Annotated in this window: 17 protein-coding genes; 13 read left to right on the top strand and 4 right to left on the bottom strand. The window is 31.5% G+C overall.

Annotation, left to right across the window (positions count from 1 at the left end):
- Positions 1–188: 188 nt before the first annotated feature.
- From bsdE14_RS04650 to bsdE14_RS04615, 8 genes are all read left to right on the top strand, one after another.
- Positions 189–1235, top strand: coding sequence for a PTS fructose transporter subunit IIC (locus tag bsdE14_RS04650; protein ID WP_264848795.1), 1047 nt, complete (start codon positions 189–191; stop codon positions 1233–1235).
- A 37-nt stretch (positions 1236–1272) separates the two neighbouring features.
- Positions 1273–1587, top strand: a complete 315-nt coding sequence (locus bsdE14_RS04645) for a PTS fructose transporter subunit IIB (protein WP_264848794.1) — start codon at positions 1273–1275, stop codon at positions 1585–1587.
- A gap of 69 nt (positions 1588–1656) precedes the next feature.
- Complete coding sequence (locus tag bsdE14_RS04640; RefSeq protein ID WP_264848793.1) at positions 1657–3615, top strand: BglG family transcription antiterminator; 1959 nt, start codon at positions 1657–1659, stop codon at positions 3613–3615.
- A 1-nt stretch (position 3616) separates the two neighbouring features.
- Positions 3617–4072, top strand: coding sequence for a PTS sugar transporter subunit IIA (locus bsdE14_RS04635; protein WP_264848792.1), 456 nt, complete (start codon positions 3617–3619; stop codon positions 4070–4072).
- 263 nt (positions 4073–4335) lie between these two features.
- Positions 4336–4701 (top strand): ArsR/SmtB family transcription factor, encoded by a 366-nt coding sequence (locus bsdE14_RS04630; protein ID WP_264848791.1) that lies wholly within the window; start codon positions 4336–4338, stop codon positions 4699–4701.
- 24 nt (positions 4702–4725) lie between these two features.
- A complete protein-coding gene (locus bsdE14_RS04625; RefSeq protein ID WP_309298112.1) occupies positions 4726–6900 on the top strand; it encodes a heavy metal translocating P-type ATPase in 2175 nt (724 codons plus the stop codon).
- A 214-nt stretch (positions 6901–7114) separates the two neighbouring features.
- Positions 7115–8410, top strand: a complete 1296-nt coding sequence (locus bsdE14_RS04620) for a VanW family protein (RefSeq protein ID WP_264848790.1) — start codon at positions 7115–7117, stop codon at positions 8408–8410.
- Positions 8411–8520: 110 nt separating this feature from the next.
- Complete coding sequence (locus bsdE14_RS04615; protein WP_264848789.1) at positions 8521–8733, top strand: hypothetical protein; 213 nt, start codon at positions 8521–8523, stop codon at positions 8731–8733.
- A gap of 134 nt (positions 8734–8867) precedes the next feature.
- Here bsdE14_RS04615 and bsdE14_RS04610 read toward each other — a convergent pair whose 3' ends face one another.
- A complete protein-coding gene (locus bsdE14_RS04610; RefSeq protein ID WP_264848788.1) occupies positions 8868–9107 on the bottom strand; it encodes a hypothetical protein in 240 nt (79 codons plus the stop codon).
- A 293-nt stretch (positions 9108–9400) separates the two neighbouring features.
- On the opposite strand from bsdE14_RS04610, the gene crcB (bsdE14_RS04605) reads away from it, so the two are divergent.
- The 3 genes from crcB (bsdE14_RS04605) (at position 9401) to helD (ending at position 12617) form a co-directional block, all read left to right on the top strand.
- A complete protein-coding gene (crcB, locus tag bsdE14_RS04605; protein WP_264848787.1) occupies positions 9401–9829 on the top strand; it encodes a fluoride efflux transporter CrcB in 429 nt (142 codons plus the stop codon).
- 78 nt (positions 9830–9907) lie between these two features.
- Positions 9908–10264: a fluoride efflux transporter CrcB gene (crcB, locus tag bsdE14_RS04600; protein ID WP_264848786.1), complete on the top strand. Its 357-nt coding sequence runs from the start codon at positions 9908–9910 to the stop codon at positions 10262–10264.
- Positions 10265–10316: 52 nt separating this feature from the next.
- On the top strand, positions 10317–12617 hold the full coding sequence (gene helD / locus bsdE14_RS04595; protein WP_264848785.1) for an RNA polymerase recycling motor HelD: 2301 nt from the start codon (positions 10317–10319) through the stop codon (positions 12615–12617).
- 47 nt (positions 12618–12664) lie between these two features.
- Here the strand turns inward: helD and bsdE14_RS04590 are convergent, their stop codons facing one another.
- The 3 genes from bsdE14_RS04590 to bsdE14_RS04580 form a co-directional block, all read right to left on the bottom strand.
- A complete protein-coding gene (locus bsdE14_RS04590) occupies positions 12665–13324 on the bottom strand; it encodes a DUF2238 domain-containing protein (RefSeq protein ID WP_264848784.1) in 660 nt (219 codons plus the stop codon).
- Positions 13325–13482: 158 nt separating this feature from the next.
- Positions 13483–14556 carry an LCP family protein gene (locus bsdE14_RS04585; RefSeq protein WP_264848783.1) on the bottom strand — a complete coding sequence of 358 codons (1074 nt, stop codon included), beginning with the start codon at positions 14554–14556 and terminating at the stop codon, positions 13483–13485.
- 238 nt (positions 14557–14794) lie between these two features.
- Entirely contained in the window at positions 14795–15589 is a 795-nt protein-coding gene (locus tag bsdE14_RS04580; RefSeq protein ID WP_264848782.1) for a hypothetical protein, read from the bottom strand.
- Positions 15590–15980: 391 nt separating this feature from the next.
- Here bsdE14_RS04580 and bsdE14_RS04575 point away from each other — a divergent pair, with 391 nt between their 5' ends.
- The gene (locus bsdE14_RS04575; RefSeq protein ID WP_264848781.1) at positions 15981–16835 is read left to right on the top strand and encodes a YitT family protein; all 855 of its coding nucleotides are present in this window, start codon (positions 15981–15983) and stop codon (positions 16833–16835) included.
- Between the two features lie 242 nt (positions 16836–17077).
- Complete coding sequence (locus bsdE14_RS04570) at positions 17078–17974, top strand: DMT family transporter (RefSeq protein ID WP_264848780.1); 897 nt, start codon at positions 17078–17080, stop codon at positions 17972–17974.
- The last annotated feature ends 48 nt before the right edge of the window (positions 17975–18022 follow it).

Genomic DNA, 18022 nt, shown 5'->3' with positions numbered 1-18022 from the left:
ATTTGTGGGGGTGGAATTTATTTAAATATATTTATACTAGCCATAATTATTTATTGCAACTAATACATTAATAAATACTTGAATGGGGCTTATTTTAGTTTTTTAGGGTAAACGATTTCAGATGACTTTTATACAAAGCTTTCTTTTTATCTTGACATGGAAAAATAAAAATAAATGGGGGAAATAAAATGAAAGATGAATTGAAGAGAATAAGAGAGTACTTGATGACTGGTGTATCATATATGATACCAATAGTTGTTATAGGTGGAGTCCTAATAGCTTTTTCTATAGCATTAAGTGGAGTACAGCCTGGAAAAGGAGCTGTAGTTACAAATCCAATACTTAAAAATATGATGGATGTTGGTTCAGCAGCATTTTCAATGATGGTACCTGTGCTAGCTGGATTTATAGCATATGCTATAGCTGATAGGCCAGGTATAGCACCAGGTTTAGTTGGTGGTGTTCTTTCAAACAACATAAAGGCAGGTTTTTTAGGCGGAATAGTAGCAGGCTTCATTGCTGGATATGTGGCTAGGTGGATAAAAAGCTGGAAAGTAAATAAAAACTTGAAACCAATAATGCCTATATTCGTAATACCTATACTATCTTCATTAATAGTTGGAGCTTTGATGATATATGTTTTAGGTAATCCAATAAGCAGTTTAATGACATCCATGACTAATGGATTAAAGTCCATGAGTTCAGGTAATTCAATATTACTAGCCATATTAATGGCCGCAATGATAGCATTTGATATGGGAGGGCCAGTAAACAAGGTTGCATTTATGTTTGGAGCTGCAATGATAGGTGAAGGAATATATACAGTAATGGGTCCAGTTGCTGCAGCTATATGTATACCACCATTAGGAATGGGAGTAGCAACACTTCTAGCACCAAACAAATATACTAGAACAGAAAAGGATGCAGGAAAAGGAGCTCTCGCAATGGGATTAATAGGTATAACAGAGGGTGCAATACCATTTGCAGCAGCAGATCCTTTAAGAGTAATTCCATCTATAATGACTGGCTCTGCAGTAGGAGGAGCAATAGCAGCTATAGGAAAGGTTGGGGATCATGCACCACATGGTGGCCCTATAGTATTGCCAGTTGTGGATAACAGGATATGGTTTGTAATAGCTGTAATTGCTGGAATAACAGTAACTTCTGTTATGGTTAATGCGTTGAAAAAGCCTGTATCAGAAGAAATGGAAGAGACAAGTAGTCTTGGTATGTAACTAAGTAAGTAATTTTTAATGTAAAGAGGTGAATAAGATGAAAATTTTAGCAGTAACTGCATGTCCTACTGGTATAGCACATACTTATATGGCAGCTGAGGCTTTAGAAAAGGCAGCAAGAAGTTTAGGACACGAAATAAAAGTTGAAACACAAGGTTCTATTGGTATAGAAAATAAAATTACTTTAAAAGAGGCAAGTGCAGCTGATTTAGTAATATTTGCAGCAGATGTAGCTGTTAAAGAAGAAAGTAGATTTAAAGGAAAACCAATTTTTAAGGCTGAAGCTCAAAAGGCAATCAAAAATGCCAAGGCAATAATAGAAGAAGCTATAAAATTGTGTGAAAATAAATAATGCCATGATTAAATTAGGCTGTTAATTTATAGACAGCCTAATTGCATTAAAAAAGGAGCTAGTGATTTAATGGATAGAATATTCAATATTATTAACTTACTTCTTGATAACAAGGAGCCAATCACTATAAATGATATAGCAAATAAACTTAAAGTATCAAATAAGACAATAAGAAATGATATGGAAAAAGTTGAAGAATTAATAATTAAAAAAGGTTTAATACTTACAAAAAAGCAAGGAGTAGGAATATGTATTGAAGGCACTGAGATTAATAGATTAGAGCTGCAAAAGGAATGTTTGAAAGGTAAAAAAATTATTGAGCCATACTCACCTGAGGATAGAAAATATTATATTTTAAAAAGATTGTTTATGAGTGATGAGAATATTACTATTAAAGAGCTGGCTGAAGAACTTTTTGTTAGCAGGGTAACTATTCATAAGGACATTGATGAAGTAGAAACTTGGCTTGAAAATTATAATTTGAAGCTGCTAAAAAAGACTAACTATGGAATTGAGATAGTAGGAAGGGAAGAAGATTGGAGAAATGCTGTTGTAGGTTTAGTTTCAGTGAATAAAGAAAACGATGAACTAAGAGAACTGCTTTATGACGATTACAGCGGAAGAATTGATTATAAGACAATGGTGAAGCTTAAAGAATTAATTAATTTGGATTATAAGCAGCTTGAAAGAATATTAACAGAGGCGGAGGAAAAATTAAATTTTAATTTTTCTGATGATGCTTTTATAAGTTTAATAATTCACATTGCTATTTCTATTAAAAGATTAAAGAGCAATAAGGATATAACACTTTCAAGTGAGGTTATGGAAGGCCTGAAGAAAAAAAGTGAATATATTATTGCAGAAGATATAGCTGCAGATATTGAGAGCACATTTAAAGTTAAACAGGGAGAATGTGAAATTGGTTATATATTACTTCATATTCTTGGGGCAAAGATGCAGCAGAGTAAAACAATAGATGAAAATATGAATCTAGAAAATGATGATTTATCGGTGAGTATTGCCTATGAGATTATAAATATGGCCCAGCAAACTCTTAATATTAATTTAAATGAGGATAAGCAGTTGTTAAATGGACTTATATTGCATTTAAGACCAACAATTAACAGGCTTAAGTATGATTTAACTTTGAGAAACCCAATATTAAAGGAAATAAAAGAGACCTATCCAGAGCTATATGGGCTAGCATGGATGACTAGCGGAATCTTTGAAAAGTATTTAGGAATAAGGATATCAGAAGAAGAGATAGGGTATATAGCATTGCATCTTGGAGCTGCTATAGAAAGACAAAAGAAACCATTTAGTGCATTAGTTGTATGCACAAGTGGGATTGGCACCGCTCAATTACTTGCTGCAAAGCTTGAAAAGCATTTTAAAGATATAGAAATAAAGGATATAATTTCGCTTACTGCTCTAAAGGAAGTAGAGTATAAAGATATAGACTTAATTATATCTACTGTTGCTATTGAATCTGATAAGCCAGTTATAAATATAAGTCCACTTCTGACTCAAAATGATATAAAAAGATTAGATTTACTAATCAACAGCTTAAAAAACAAATCAAGAAAAAAAACAGAAGATATGATAGATTTCATTAATGATGAATTGGTTGAGATAAAGGCTAGCTATAGAACAAAAGCAGAAGTTATAACTTCTATGTGCAATAAGTTTTATTCAAAAGGGTATGTGGATCAAAGTTTTATTACAGATGTATTTAAAAGAGAAAGCCTTGGTCCTACAGAAGTTGGAAACGGTGTAGCTATTCCCCATGGCTTTTCAGAACATGTAATTCAGTCTAAAATTGGAATTGTTATTTTAGAAAGTCCAATTGAGTGGTCGGGTGGAATGGTTGATGTGATTTTTCTTATAGGAATCAGCAAGACTGATTTAAGTAAAGCAAAGGGTATCTTTAGAAGACTATATAATAAAGTAGATTCAGTAATGTTTTTAGAAAATATAAGAAAGGCAGACAGTACAGCAGAAATCAAAAGGCTGTTAGAGGTGAAGTAAGATGTTTATAAATAAAGAGTTAATTATACTAGAATTACAGGCAGACAGCAAAGCAGATGCTATAAGAAAGCTTGCAATGAAAGCTGATAGTAGTGGTAAACTTTACTCTTTAGAACAATATGTAGATAGTGTTATGGCAAGAGAAAATGAGTACTCCACAGGAGTGGGAAATGGAATAGCAATACCTCACGGAAAATCTAGTGGTGTAAAGGAAGCAGTAATTGTTTTCGGAAAGCTTAAAACGCCATTAGAGTGGGAATCATTAGATGGTAACTTGGTGGAAATGATCTTTTTATTAGGAGTACCAGAAGAAAATGTAGATAATCTGCATTTAAAAATATTATCGCAGCTATCAAGAAGGCTTATGGATGATAATTTTGTACAAACAATAAAATGTGCTGTCAGTAATGAAGATGTTTTAAGGGCCTTAGAAAACATAAACCCAAACAATGCTTAGTTTTAGTTTGTTAATATAACTCTAATTAAAAAGTTAGTGTGTATAGGAAAGAGAAGTAGGAGTATAAAAGTAATTTTATGCTCCTGTTTTTATTATGAAACAAAGTCGAATAAATCTAGAGGATATGCAGATAGATTGCATAAACATAATTAAATCTTTTATTATTTATTGACATAATTAGGTCGAAGAGCATATAATAAATATATGAACAGTTACTCATATGTTCATTTATAAAAATATTGTTATCGGGGAGAATGAGATTTATGGAAGATAAAGCTTTTATAGAAAGTTGTAATTGTAATGTAATACATGAAGATATAGTTAATAAGGTTAAAGATAATATGTATAGTGAAGAGACCTTTTATGATTTGGCTGAATTGTTTAAGGTATTTGGAGATGCTACAAGAATAAAAATCCTAAGCATATTATTTCAAGCAGAGATGTGCGTATGTGATATGGCAGCTCTTTTAGGTATGACTCAATCGGCCATTTCACACCAGCTTAGAGTATTGAAGCAGGCAAGGCTTGTAAAGTATAGGAAGGAAGGAAAAGTTGTTTATTATTCCCTTGATGATGATCATGTAAATCATATAATCGATCAAGGACTGCTACATATAGGTGAAAAATAAAAAAGGCAAATAGGGGGGATAAAAATGAGTGCTAGTATAAAAAAAGAATTTGTTTTAGAAGGATTAGGATGTGCAAATTGTGCAGCAAAAATGGAAAGAAAGATAAATGAACTTGAAGGCGTAGAAGCTGCCTCAATTAATTTTGTTACTAAGACGCTTACAATGGAAATAGAACAGCCTCATAAGGTAGATGAGTTGATTAGTTCTGCTAAAGCTATAGTAAAGCAAATAGAAGGTCATGTAATTGTAAAGGAAAAAGAGAGCAATATTAGTTCTATTCCAAAGGTGGAGGAGCATTATCATGAAGCGGAAGGTGAACATGAGCATAAACACAGTGATGACCATGGAGAAAGCAATAAAGCTGAATATATAAGACTTGGTGCAGGAGCGGTAATATATGCGGTAGCAATGATATTTAAATTTTCCTTTTGGCCAGAGCTTATACTATTCTTAGTGAGCTATATATTAGTAGGTGGAGAAGTACTGCTTAGAGCTCTTAAAAATATTGGGAGAGGTCAGGTTTTTGATGAAAACTTTTTAATGACGTTAGCCACAATTGGAGCATTTTCTGTAGGCGAATTTCCAGAAGGTGTGGCTGTTATGCTTTTCTACCAAATTGGAGAGATGTTCCAGGACCTGGCAGTAAACCGTTCAAGAAAATCTATTTCAGCTTTGATGGATATTAGACCTGATTTTGCAAATCTAAAGATAGGTGAAGATATAAAGAGAGTTTCACCTGAAGCAGTAAAAGTTGGAGATATAATTGTAGTAAAGCCTGGAGAAAAAGTACCATTAGATGGTAAGATAGTTCAAGGTGAGTCAATGGTTGATACTTCGGCTTTGACAGGTGAATCAGTACCTAGAGAAATAAAGACAGGAGATGAAATACTTGGAGGCTTCATAAATAAAAATGGAGTATTAACTATTGAAGTATCTAAGGTATTTGGAGAGTCTACAGTAGCAAAGATATTAGATTTAGTTCAAAATGCTGGCAGTAAGAAGGCGCCAACTGAAAATTTTATAACTAAGTTTGCAAGGTATTATACCCCAGTGGTAGTTATATCAGCATTAGTACTGGCCTTTATTCCGCCTCTATTTATAAATGGAATAACATTCTCGCAGAGTATATATAGAGCATTAGTATTTTTAGTTGTGTCATGCCCATGTGCATTGGTAGTATCAATACCACTTGGCTTCTTTGGAGGAATAGGCGGAGCTTCTAAGCAGGGAATTCTAGTTAAAGGCGGAAATTATCTTGAAGCGCTCAATAACGTTGAAATGGTTGTATTTGATAAAACCGGTACATTAACAAAGGGTGTATTTAAAGTAACTGAAATAAATGCAGAAGATAAGTTTAATAAGGAAGAATTGCTAGGGATAGCAGCTTATGCAGAAAGCTTTTCAAATCATCCAATTGCAGCTTCTATTGTTAAAGCATATAGTAAGGAAATAAACAAAGAGAGTATTAGAAATTACAATGAGATATCTGGTAATGGAATTTCAGTAGAGGTAGAAGGTAAAAAGGTTTTAGCAGGAAATAATAAGCTGATGGAAAGAAGCGGCATAGTTTATAAAAAAGTTGATTCAATTGGAACTGTGGTGCACATTGCTGTGGATAGTAATTATGCTGGGTATATTGTAATAGCTGATGAAATTAAGGAAGATTCGAAAGAAGCTATAAAATTACTTAAGTTAGCAGGTGTAAAAAGGACAATAATGCTTACTGGTGACAACAAAGCAGTAGGTGAAAAGGTTGCTGAGGATTTAGAACTTGATGGGGTATATTCAGAATTGCTTCCACAAGAAAAAGTGGAAAAGCTGGAACAGCTAGATAGTGAAAAGTCCTCAAAAGGAAAGCTAGTATTTGTTGGTGATGGTATAAATGATGCACCTGTACTTGCAAGAGCAGATATAGGTATAGCTATGGGAGGCGTGGGCTCTGATGCAGCTATAGAAGCTGCGGATGTAGTAATTATGACAGATGAGCCATTCAAGATAGCCCAGGCAATAAAAATAGCAAAGAAGACAAGAAGAATTGTTATGGAGAATATAGTGTTTGCACTAGGAGTAAAGATTATAATATTAATTCTCGGAGCATTTGGTATAGCAACCATGTGGGAAGCTGTATTTGGAGATGTAGGGGTAGCACTAATAGCGGTATTAAATGCTATGAGAGCCTTAAAGGTTAATAAGCTTTAAATAATGGATAAACAGTACTCTGTAAGTTGAACACAAAAATAGATTGTGTCTGTCATACAGAGTGCTTTTTTTATAAATACTTAGATTTCTTGTGATATGTAACTATTTTGTAATAAATTTGTCCAAAATTTGTAAATAATATGTAACATAAATACTGTAGTATGGTATTAGAAGTAATATTGTTTTTTAATAAGTGTAGAAGGGGGTATTTACAATGGAGGAAGTCCATAGAGTTTCCGAAGGCATGGAATCTCGTAGAAGAGTAAAAAGAAAGAAAAAACGCCTTAGAAAAGGAAGATTAGTTTTTGTCTTATTTATGTTTATTATAATAGTCTATTTTATAGTGACATCTTATATATATTTTAAGGTTAAAAAATATAGCAGTTTAATTTATCCTGAAATTAGTGTTGAGAATGTTGATGTCGGAGGAAAGACTAAAGAAGAAGCTATTAAGTTATTAAACAAAACCTTTGATGCTGAAAATATCAAATCTAATATCACAATAAAAGTAAATAATAATGATTATGTAATTAATTTATCTAAATTAGATTTAAAATACGACATTCAAAATGTTGTAGATAAGGCATTTGAAATTAATAGAGGGACAACCATCTTCCAGAGATATAGAGCTATTAAACATTCTAAGAATTCATATTTAAAGTTAAATATTCAATACAGCAGTGATGTTATAAATAATACTATTGCTGATATAGAAAAGAAAAATAATAAAAAGCCAATTGATGCAGCTATTTCTAGAAGTAATACTGGAAGCTTTAATGTAATAAAAGAAATTAGCGGTTTGGCACTTGATAAAGATAATTTAAAAAATGCGATTATAAGTAACATTAAACTGCCATTTAAGGATAACACCATTATTAATGGCAAGATGAACGAGATTAAAGCAAAGGTAACAGAAGAAAATCTTAAGGCAATTGATGCAAAGATTTCCACCTTTACAACAAATTTTGCTACATCAAATTACAATAGGTCTACAAATATCAATCTTGCTGCAAACGCTATAAATGGAAAAGTTTTAATGCCTGGGGAGGAATTTAGCTTCAACGATGTAGTTGGTAAGAGAACTCCTTCAAAGGGATATAAAGAGGCCCATGTAATAGTAGGGGATAAGTTTATTGATGATTTTGGAGGAGGGGTCTGCCAGGTATCTACAACCTTGTATAATGCTGTGGCTAGGGCAAACATACCTTCAACAGAAAGAGCTAAGCATACTATTCCATCATCCTATGTAGGCTTGGGAATGGATGCTACTGTAGATTATGGAAATTTAGATTACAAGTTTAAAAATACTCTTAAATATCCTATTTATATAGAAGCAGTAGTTAAGAATAAAGAAATAACCTTCAATATCTATTCTAATTCTGAACTTACAAAAAGAAATTATGATTTGGTTAATGAGATTATAGGAAAAAAAGTAAATGTATATAGAGTAACTTATGAAAATAATAAGCAGATTTCCAAGGATTTGCTATATACAGACTCATATAAATAAGTGTTATATATTTTTTAGTGCACAATATCTCCTCTTATTTAATATATTATAACAAGAGATTTGTAAGTTTATGTTTTTGAGTGAGAATTAAAATTCGAGGAGGGGGGGATATGTCAGATATAAATTCTCTTAGCCCCAACGAACTTTCAATAGCAGCTACGGCAATAGCTATAGCAATTGCTGAAGGAAGGACAGCAGACGAAGTAAATGTACTTGGAAACTTTATAATAGCAGTAGGAAGTATTTTAACTACAATAGCAGCTCAAGAAGCAAGTTTAGAGAATATAAATAAAGCTTCCAAAGAAAATAAGAAGGGTAAATAAAATATTATGAATAGATAATAAGCACAGTGTATGGATGTACATATGCTGATTTTGCAACTATATATTTTAAATTTAAAACCCCTACGCGAAGTAGGGGTTTTGTTTAGCTTCTGTATATAGTAGGGTAGACTATTTTAGCAGCAGCTAAAATTATTTGTTCTACAAGGATTGCAGCAGCTTAGGTAGAATAGAGCTATTATAAATAGTATACCGTTATCAACTGCTTCTCTACCAAATTCACTAGAACCAAAATTGAAGTTTCTGCCGAATTGCAGCAGTATAAGTATTAATACAATAAGGTTTGGTAGGGTAGGTTTACTGCTGCCAAAGCCACCTAGGTTATTATAAGTATATTGTTCATGTTGTTTGCTCATCTGGGTACCTCCTTTTATAATTATGTATGAACTAACTTTTTAACCTTTGCTGATAATTACAGTATATTCTGGAATAATGAAATTGTGATTAGTGAAACTTTATATATTTTATTATTGCTATGTATTTCTATTTATGTTATAATATTTGAGCCTGACTAATTGGCAAGTTATTTTAAAACTTTTAGATAATTACTCCTGCAAATGGACAAATGTATTTGTAGGAGTTTTTTGCATGTAAGAATCAGTCTATTATTTAAAAACAATATTAATAAATGAGGAGATGATGAATCTCTATGCGAAAATATTTATTTATAGCTTTAGGTGGAATTCTTGGAGCTATATCTAGATTTATAATTAAAAATTCACACTTTATAGGTTTTCAAACAAGTTTTCCATTAAATACATTTATAATTAACATAACCGGAAGCTTCATTTTAGCTTTAGTTTTGACTACTGCTTATGAGGTATGGGATTTTGATGAAGATATAAGGATTGGGATTGCTGCAGGATTTTTAGGTGCCTATACTACTTTTTCAACTATGTGCAAGGAAACCGTTAGTCTAATTAATAAAGAAATGTATTCCTTAGGATTAAGTTACATTATTCTATCCACAATCATAGGACTTTTTTCTGCTTATTTTGGAGTTATAACCGCAAGAAAAGTTATCTCACTAATAATAAAACGAAAGTCTTCTAGTGAAGAGGAAAGTGAAGCTTCGTAATTATAATGTAGCTTAATTTTTGTGAGTACACTAAATTTAGATAAACATTTAAGCATTGTGGATTACGGAGGATATAATATGGAGTATATTTTAGTAGGACTCGGTGGGGCAATGGGAAGCCTTACAAGATATCAACTAGGCAAGCTTATATCAGACAAATTCAAAACCAGCTTTCCAATTGGAACTTTTATTATCAACATAACAGGAGCATTACTGCTTGGCATAGTTAGTACAATTGGAGTCAATAATAATTTGTATATGCTTTTAGCAGATGGATTTTTAGGAGCATATACTACTTTTTCTACCTTTATGTACGAAGGTTTTAATTTATTTAATGGTAAAAAGATATTAAATGCATTTACTTATATACTTGGTTCTTTGATATTAGGAGTAATAGGATATATCATAGGTTCAACTATAGGTAAAGGTTTATAAGTTTAGAAGAGGGCCCTAAGGGTTCTTTTTAATTCATATTGGGAGGGTTGTTATGCATATAGAAAAAAAAGAGTTTGAAGAAGAAAAGGCTAAACTTAAAGACACCAATGATTGGCTAAAAAGCAGAATCGACAATATGGAGATTGACTATAAAACTCAAAAAGCTAAGGTATCAGAGCTGAAGAAACAGGCAAGAGGCAGCTATAGCTATGAGCTGGAGGCGGCTCAAAGACTTTATGAAATGACAACTAAGAATTTGAAAAACTATAAAGAAGTCAAGGGTCAGCCATATTTTGCAAGGATAGATTTTAGAGAGTATAGAAGAGATACGGAGAATTTTTATATTGGGAAAATAGGGTTATCTGATGAAACTTCAGGAGATGAAATAGTTATAGACTGGAGAGCACCTATTGCGGACCTATATTATAGTGGAACTCAGGGAAAGAGTACATACCATGCACCAGCAGGAATAATAGAAGGAGAACTATCCCTTAAAAGAAAGTTCATGATTAGAGGGTCAAAACTTGAAGATGCCTTTGATGAAGGAATAAATCAGATAATATTAAGGGGAGCTGCTGAAGAGATTGAAGGCACTGCCCTTGATGATGAATTCTTAAAGATAAATCTAGAGCAGGGGGTAAGTAGTAAGCTAAAGGATATAGTTGCTACTATTCAAAAAGAGCAAAATGAAATTATAAGAGCTGAAAAAAATAAAGCTCTTATAGTTCAAGGTTCTGCAGGATCAGGGAAAACAACAATAGCTTTACATAGGCTTGCATATCTTATATATAAGTACCAAGAGAGACTTACTGGTCAGGATATCTTGGTGGTAGCACCTAATGCCTTGTTTCTTGATTACATATCTGAGGTTCTTCCAAACTTAGGGGTTGATAAGGTTCCACAAAAGACCTTCGAAGGATTGGCATTAGACATACTAGGAATAAAATCAGAGGTTTTAACTAAGGATAAAAAGCTTGCTCATATTATTGAAAATATTGAGGATCCTGATGTTAAATATAAAACCAACAGCAGCAAAGTAAAAGGAAGTCTTGTATTTAGAACTATACTTGATAGATATGCAAAGTATATTGAAATTAATGGACTGAATTATGAAGATATAGAAGTTGATGGATATAGATTATTTAGGGCTACAGAAATAAAAACATTGTTTTCTAAAAACTTAGTTCATCTTCCTATTTCAAAAAGAAAAGATGAAATGAAAAGATACTTTAATGGAAAGCTTAAGAGTAAGCTTGCACAAATTAGTGAGGAAATAGATTCTGATTACGAGTTCCAGATGAAAAAAATTAGAGCAACAGTAACGGATGCAGAAGAAAAAAGAAATATACTCACAAAAATGTATGATGAGAGGGATAAAAAGAAGGAAGCTCTGAATATAAATGCTAAGCAAGTTTTAAAGAATTACTTTAGCAACTGGGATTATGATGATGTAAGGAAGTTATATCTTGAATTATTTAATAATGAGGAATTATTTGATATGCTTTCATCAAATAAAATTCCTGAAGCTCTAGCAGAGTACATGAGGGAAGAACTAAACAAGAATTTTGAAAATAGTATAATTGACAGTGATGATTTAGCACCTATGATGTATCTCAAGTATAAGATTGAAGGAATAGATGAAAAACATAAATATAAGCATATAGTAATAGATGAAGCACAAGATTACAGTATGTTAGAACTTTATATGCTTAGAAATGTAGTAATAAATGATTCTTTTACTATAGTTGGAGATGTAGGACAGAGTATATATTTCTATAAGGGAATAAATGATTGGCAGAAGCTCATTGAGGAGGTTTACAATGAGTATGGTGAATATGTCGCATTAACTCAAAGCTATCGTTCAACTGTGGAAATTGTTAGCTTTGCAAACAGGGTACTGAAAAAGCAGAGTAATAGTTTAAAACCAGCAAAACCAGTTTTAAGGCATGGCATGGAGCCTGAGCTTATAAAGTATACTGGTGCTGCAGAGTTTAGAAAAAAGGTTGATGAAATAGTAAAAGAAGTTGAAAAAGCTGGGAAAAAGAATACAGCAATCATATGTAAGACCTACAGTCAGTGCAAACAGGTTGAAAAAATACTCAGTGAAGGCAGTGAGTATAAATGGGAAGTGGTGAATGATACTGATAAAAAGCTTAATTTAAAGAATATAATAATACCTTCCTATATGACAAAAGGCTTAGAATTTGACTGCAGCGTTATCTATAACTGTGATGATGAAAATTATAGAGATGATGAATTAGATAAAAAGCTGTTATATGTAGCGCTTACTAGAGCTTTACACATGGAATATGTATTCTATAAAGATGAACCATCAAAATTAATATCAGGTTAAAATAAAGCACGCTCCTTGAGATAAATAAATCCTCAAGGAGCGTGTTTTTACATGTTAGTTTCATCCTTAGGCAAATCAGGATTATCCCTTAAAAATAGTATGATAAACCTCCTGAAAAAATTGTTCTTTCTGTATTTTTCATACATATAGCCGTAGAATGAAGCCAAAAGAGCGCCTAGTGTATCTACTATTAAATCCGTCATTGTATCTGTTAAGCTTCCATTTTGAGTGTGCAATCCAAAGAGCGAGTCCACTGAAAACTCATATATTTCCCACAAGGCACCCATACTTACTGCAAAGCAAAAGGCGAATAGAACCATAAAGCCAGGACTTAAATTTACATTAACCTTCTTTTCCTTATTTAAAATATAAATTAGCATAAAGCCAATAAAACCAATAATAATACCTGAAAGAGTATGAAGCATAATATCCCACCACCAAAACTTATCATAAAATTGATTAAGTTCACCCAAATAATTAGCGGCAAATATAAAAAGCAATATAATTATTTGAAATATGGATGGAAGAATTATATGGTTTTTCTTTGCAATGATAAAGGGAAGATAGGTTAAAAATAGAGTTACAGTACCCAAAAACATGTTAAAATAATTTTCACTTATAAAACTAAGAAACATAGATAGTACAAGCAGCAAGCGTATTAAATTAGAAATAAGACTAAGTGCACTTATACTCTTTAACTGTTTCAAATAATCACCTCCAGATCATAAAAGATTTATTTTAAGATATTTTTATGGTTAAACACTACAGAATGAAATAATACATATTTATAAATATACTAAGGAACTGCAAAATAAATGCACAATAATAACTAGGAAATAAGGTAAATTTCCTAGCTGCTATTGTGCTAGAATAATGGCTTCTTAGATTTTGGCTTTATGTCTTCGTATATATAATCCCTAAGCTGCTTAGAAGTAACTGATAAATTGGGTTTTGGGACAAGATACCATGTAGAATTAATTATTTCACCTTTGCAATATCCATCTAAAGGGAATCTTTGTTGTTCTATATTTGAAATACCTGAACTAACAATAAATGCACCAGCATTTATGATATCTGATTTAGTAAGACTAGTTTCTATTAATGGAAACACTTCTGAAGCAATAGTAGGATACTTATAAATGCCCTTACTTTGAAGTTCCTTAAAAAGCTCAGTTAAGACTCTACGCTGCCTTTCAGATCTCTCAAAGTCGCCACCTCCGACCTTCCTCATCCTAGAATAGGCCACTGCTTGAAGACCGTTTAACCTATAAGTTCCAGGCTCCCATATAATAGGGGGACTTTTTCCTTCAAGGTCAGCAACCTCCATTATCCATTTATTGATTTCATCTGTTTCATAATCTTTAATGGTAATTTCAACTCCACCTAATACATCTATTATTTTTTCTAGACTGAAGAAATTTACAGTTACATAATTTTTGATATCAAGTCCAAAATTTTCGTTAAGAGTTTTTATAGCTAGTAGAGATCCTCCATAGGTATAGGCTTCATTAATTTTTGTTCTTCCATGCCTGCTTACATTAACATAGGTATCCCTCATTATAGACGTAAGCTTTATTTTATTATGTTGTTTATCAATTGTTGCAATAATTATAGAATCCGAATGAGGAGGGTCGGTTTTTTCACGTCCAGTATCTATTCCAAATAGAGCAATATTTAGTATAGAATTGTCTGATTCATAGCCTGTAATTGTACCTCCGTTTAAATATTCATTATTTTCAATAGTTTCTTCCTTACTATCATCAGAAACAACTTTTCCTATTCCTAGTTCTTCATTTGATGAAGGGAGTTTTACAGTATTGAACTTCCCAAGTGAATTATATAGATATGCAAGTACTGATAAAACTACAATAACTATGGATGATATAATACATAAGGCAATTTTTAGTTTCTTACTTTTAGAATTTAGAGGAGAACTCAAAATAATCACCTTCAATATCTCAAATTATATAAAGAACATTTTTTATAATAAACTATATGGTTCTTTCTAAATATTATGCTTCAACACAAGTATATTTATATTAGAAGAAGATGGTTGTAAATATTTTTCACATTTACTTAAATTTCTTTTTTAAAGTTTTATATAAAATTTATGGACAAAAAAACATCTTCTTTCAAAGAAGATGTTTAAATAAAAATTGCAATAAAATATATTAGTTTTACTTTCCAGCAGCTTTTAAAATAGCAGCTTGATGCTCAGGATCCTTTTTATTATCCTTATGCCTTGTACTATTTAAAAAATGAATATCAAAATGACCATCCATACCATTACCTTTAATTACATCTAGGTTCTCACCAGAACCATAACCTCCAGAACGATTTTTAATATAGTCATAAGCTGGAGCAGAATCAATTCCTGCATGAGGCATGGCACTCATGGAAGCTGCGTATCTTTCACCATTTATAGTAAGAATTATTGGGCGCCTATCCCAAGAAAATCCTCCCCAAATACTCTTCATGATATTAGTATCCTCTTTTGTAGGTGTTTCACAGTCAGCGTGATTTGTCCCCATGGTTCTTGTAACATTGAAGGTTTTACCAGTATAAAGGTCTTTAACCTGTGCTGTAGTACCTATTGAAAAAATACTGCTTCCACCTTTCCACCAGTCTACTAGCTTAACTTTTGAAGTATATGTATCTTTATTTGTTTGCACACTAGGAAGTGTTGAAGTACCTCTAGATAGACTTTTATTTGAAGAAATAACTTTTTTACCATCTTGTGCAGAATTAAGAGCCAAATCCATATCATATGCAGTATTACTGTTTTCTGATTGCGTAGCTATTATAAAGTCTGATTTTCGTAAGGTTCTATCTTCATCATATATTGAAGTTGTAATTCTATTTGAAGGTTGCTTGTCCACTATTGATGTATTATTAATGTGCCTTGTTAAAAGTGTAAATGAAAGCATTATGCCAAGTGATATAGCAGCATATGCTATGAAGTTTTTTTTCATATTGATCTCCTTTTTTATATACTTTTCCACGGCTTGTACACTTATACATTATACATATATTTTAGAATAAGTCTACTTATATGGGAATGTAAATGTTGGATGTTAAATTATGTGAGAATAGCTTATAATTTGCTTCAGAATAAATTATAAGTTCTCTAGAATAATTTTAATAAACAACTTATAATAAATGTGTAATATTTTTAACATTTTGTTAAAAATACTAGGGTATAAATATAAAATTTAATTTTTTGTGATATAATTATTAGTGAAGTTATAAAAGTTTAGTTATTAGTGAGTTTCTAAAACTATATATGTAGTTATGAAAAGCTAAGTTTGTTTGATAATTTAGGATTCATCTAATTAAAATATTAATTATAAAGGGAGTGAAGCTATGGCAAAAAATAAAAGGATTTATTCAAAAATTAGCAAAATACTTTTTATGATACTGGGTGCTGTACTTGCATCTGTTGGACTTGAAATATTTTTAATACCAAATAACATAATTGATGGAGGAATAGTTGGCATATCAATTATGGCAAGTCATATTACTAAATTACCTCTCGGGTTATTCACGTTTATACTTAACATACCTTTCTTTATAATTGGATATAAACAAATCGGAAAAACTTTTACATTATCTACCTTATTCTCAGTTGTATGTCTTTCGCTAGGAGTTTCCTATCTTCATGCTGTTCCGGGTTTAACCAATGATGTTCTGCTTGCAACGGTTTTTGGAGGAATAATATTGGGTATAGGAGTAGGATTAATTATTAGAAATGGTGGCTCTTTAGATGGAACTGAAATTATTGCAATAATATTAGATAAAAAAGTAAGTTTCTCTATTGGCGAAATTGTAATGTTTTTTAACTTATTTATTTTAAGCAGCGCAGGTTTTGTATTTGGCTGGGATAGAGCTATGTATTCATTAATAGCATATTTTATTGCCTTTAAAGTAATTGATATAACGGTGGAAGGTTTAGATGAAGCAAAGGCAGTTATGATTGTTTCGGAAAAGCATAAGGATATAACGGAAGCCTTAATAGATAGACTTGGAAGAGGAGTTACTCTGCTAGATGGCAAAGGTGGTTACAAAGGTGATTCAACCAATGTAATTTATATTATTGTATCCAGGCTGGAAATAGCAAAGCTTAAAGATATTGTTCAGGACTTTGATAAAGATGCTTTAGTTACTATTGGTAATGTTGAATTAGCTGGAAAAAGGTATCTTAAAAAAGCTATACATTAGTATTAATCAGAAAAAGCAATTAGTTTGAAAATGAATTTACAAAACAGGTATATGTAATTACATATGGCTTAAAAATATCAGTAGTATAATCATGATTATATTGTAAATTAGATTGATATTAAATCTTAGTTATGATATACTAAAATTAGCAAAAATGATATAAGCTTAAAAGCGTACTAGTATGTTTTGTCATCTGTTTTGCGGTAATATAGATACTATAAACTGTGCTATGGGAGAAGAATATGAAAAAGAGAATAGGGATGATTTACGCCTTAGGCTCTTCAGCAGCATTTGGCCTAATGCCCATATTTGCCAAATGGGCTTATAAATATGGAATTAATTCAATTACATTGGTAATTTTAAGATTCATGTTTGCATGGATTATTATTTTACCTATGCTGTTGTACAAGAAGAAAAGCCTGAAACTTAACAAAACTCAATTAAAGCATGTACTTATAATTGGGGGATTAGCCTATACCTTTACAACATTAACTTTATTTTTATCTTATAATTATATTTCTGTAGGAATTGCAACTACACTGCATTTTATATATCCCATAATAGTTACATTAATTTCAATAGTATTTTTTAAGGAGAAAGTTTTCAAGGAAAAGGTAATAGCACTAACAGTTTCAACTATAGGCATACTTTTTCTTATATATAATGGACAAGTATCTTTTAACTTTGTAGGAGTATTTTATGCTTTATTCTCTGGAATATTGTATTCAATTTATATTACAGGTGTAGAGCATAGTGAAATGAAAAATATAGATAGTTTTGTTCTAACTTTTTATCTCTCGGTTATAGCAGCCTTTATGCTGCTTGCGGTGGGAACTTTTTCTGGTCAAATTGACTTCAATTTAAATATAAGGTGTTATATAGCTGCATTTTTAATAGCCTTAATATCTACAGTAATTGCTATTACTTTTTTTCAAAAGGGAATAAAGATTATAGGTTCCTCAAATGCTTCTATTTTAAGCACCTTTGAACCAATAGTAAGTTTTATATTAGGGGTAATAATATATAAAGAGGCTGTATCCTTCAAAATTATAGTAGGATGTTTATTAATTTTTGCATCAGTATTATTACTTACCAAGGGTTATTCAAAACACAGCTCACAAATGGAGCATAAAAAATAATATTTTTAGAAAGTTTCCTTTATATTAGATGACATATTTCAAAAAATA

The sequence above is a fragment of the Clostridium omnivorum genome, from assembly GCF_026012015.1.
GTDB classification, from domain to species: Bacteria; Bacillota; Clostridia; order Clostridiales; family Clostridiaceae; genus Clostridium_AX; species Clostridium_AX omnivorum.
Note: the sequence above shows the minus strand (reverse complement) of the source record. Positions and strands in the feature narration are given on the sequence as shown.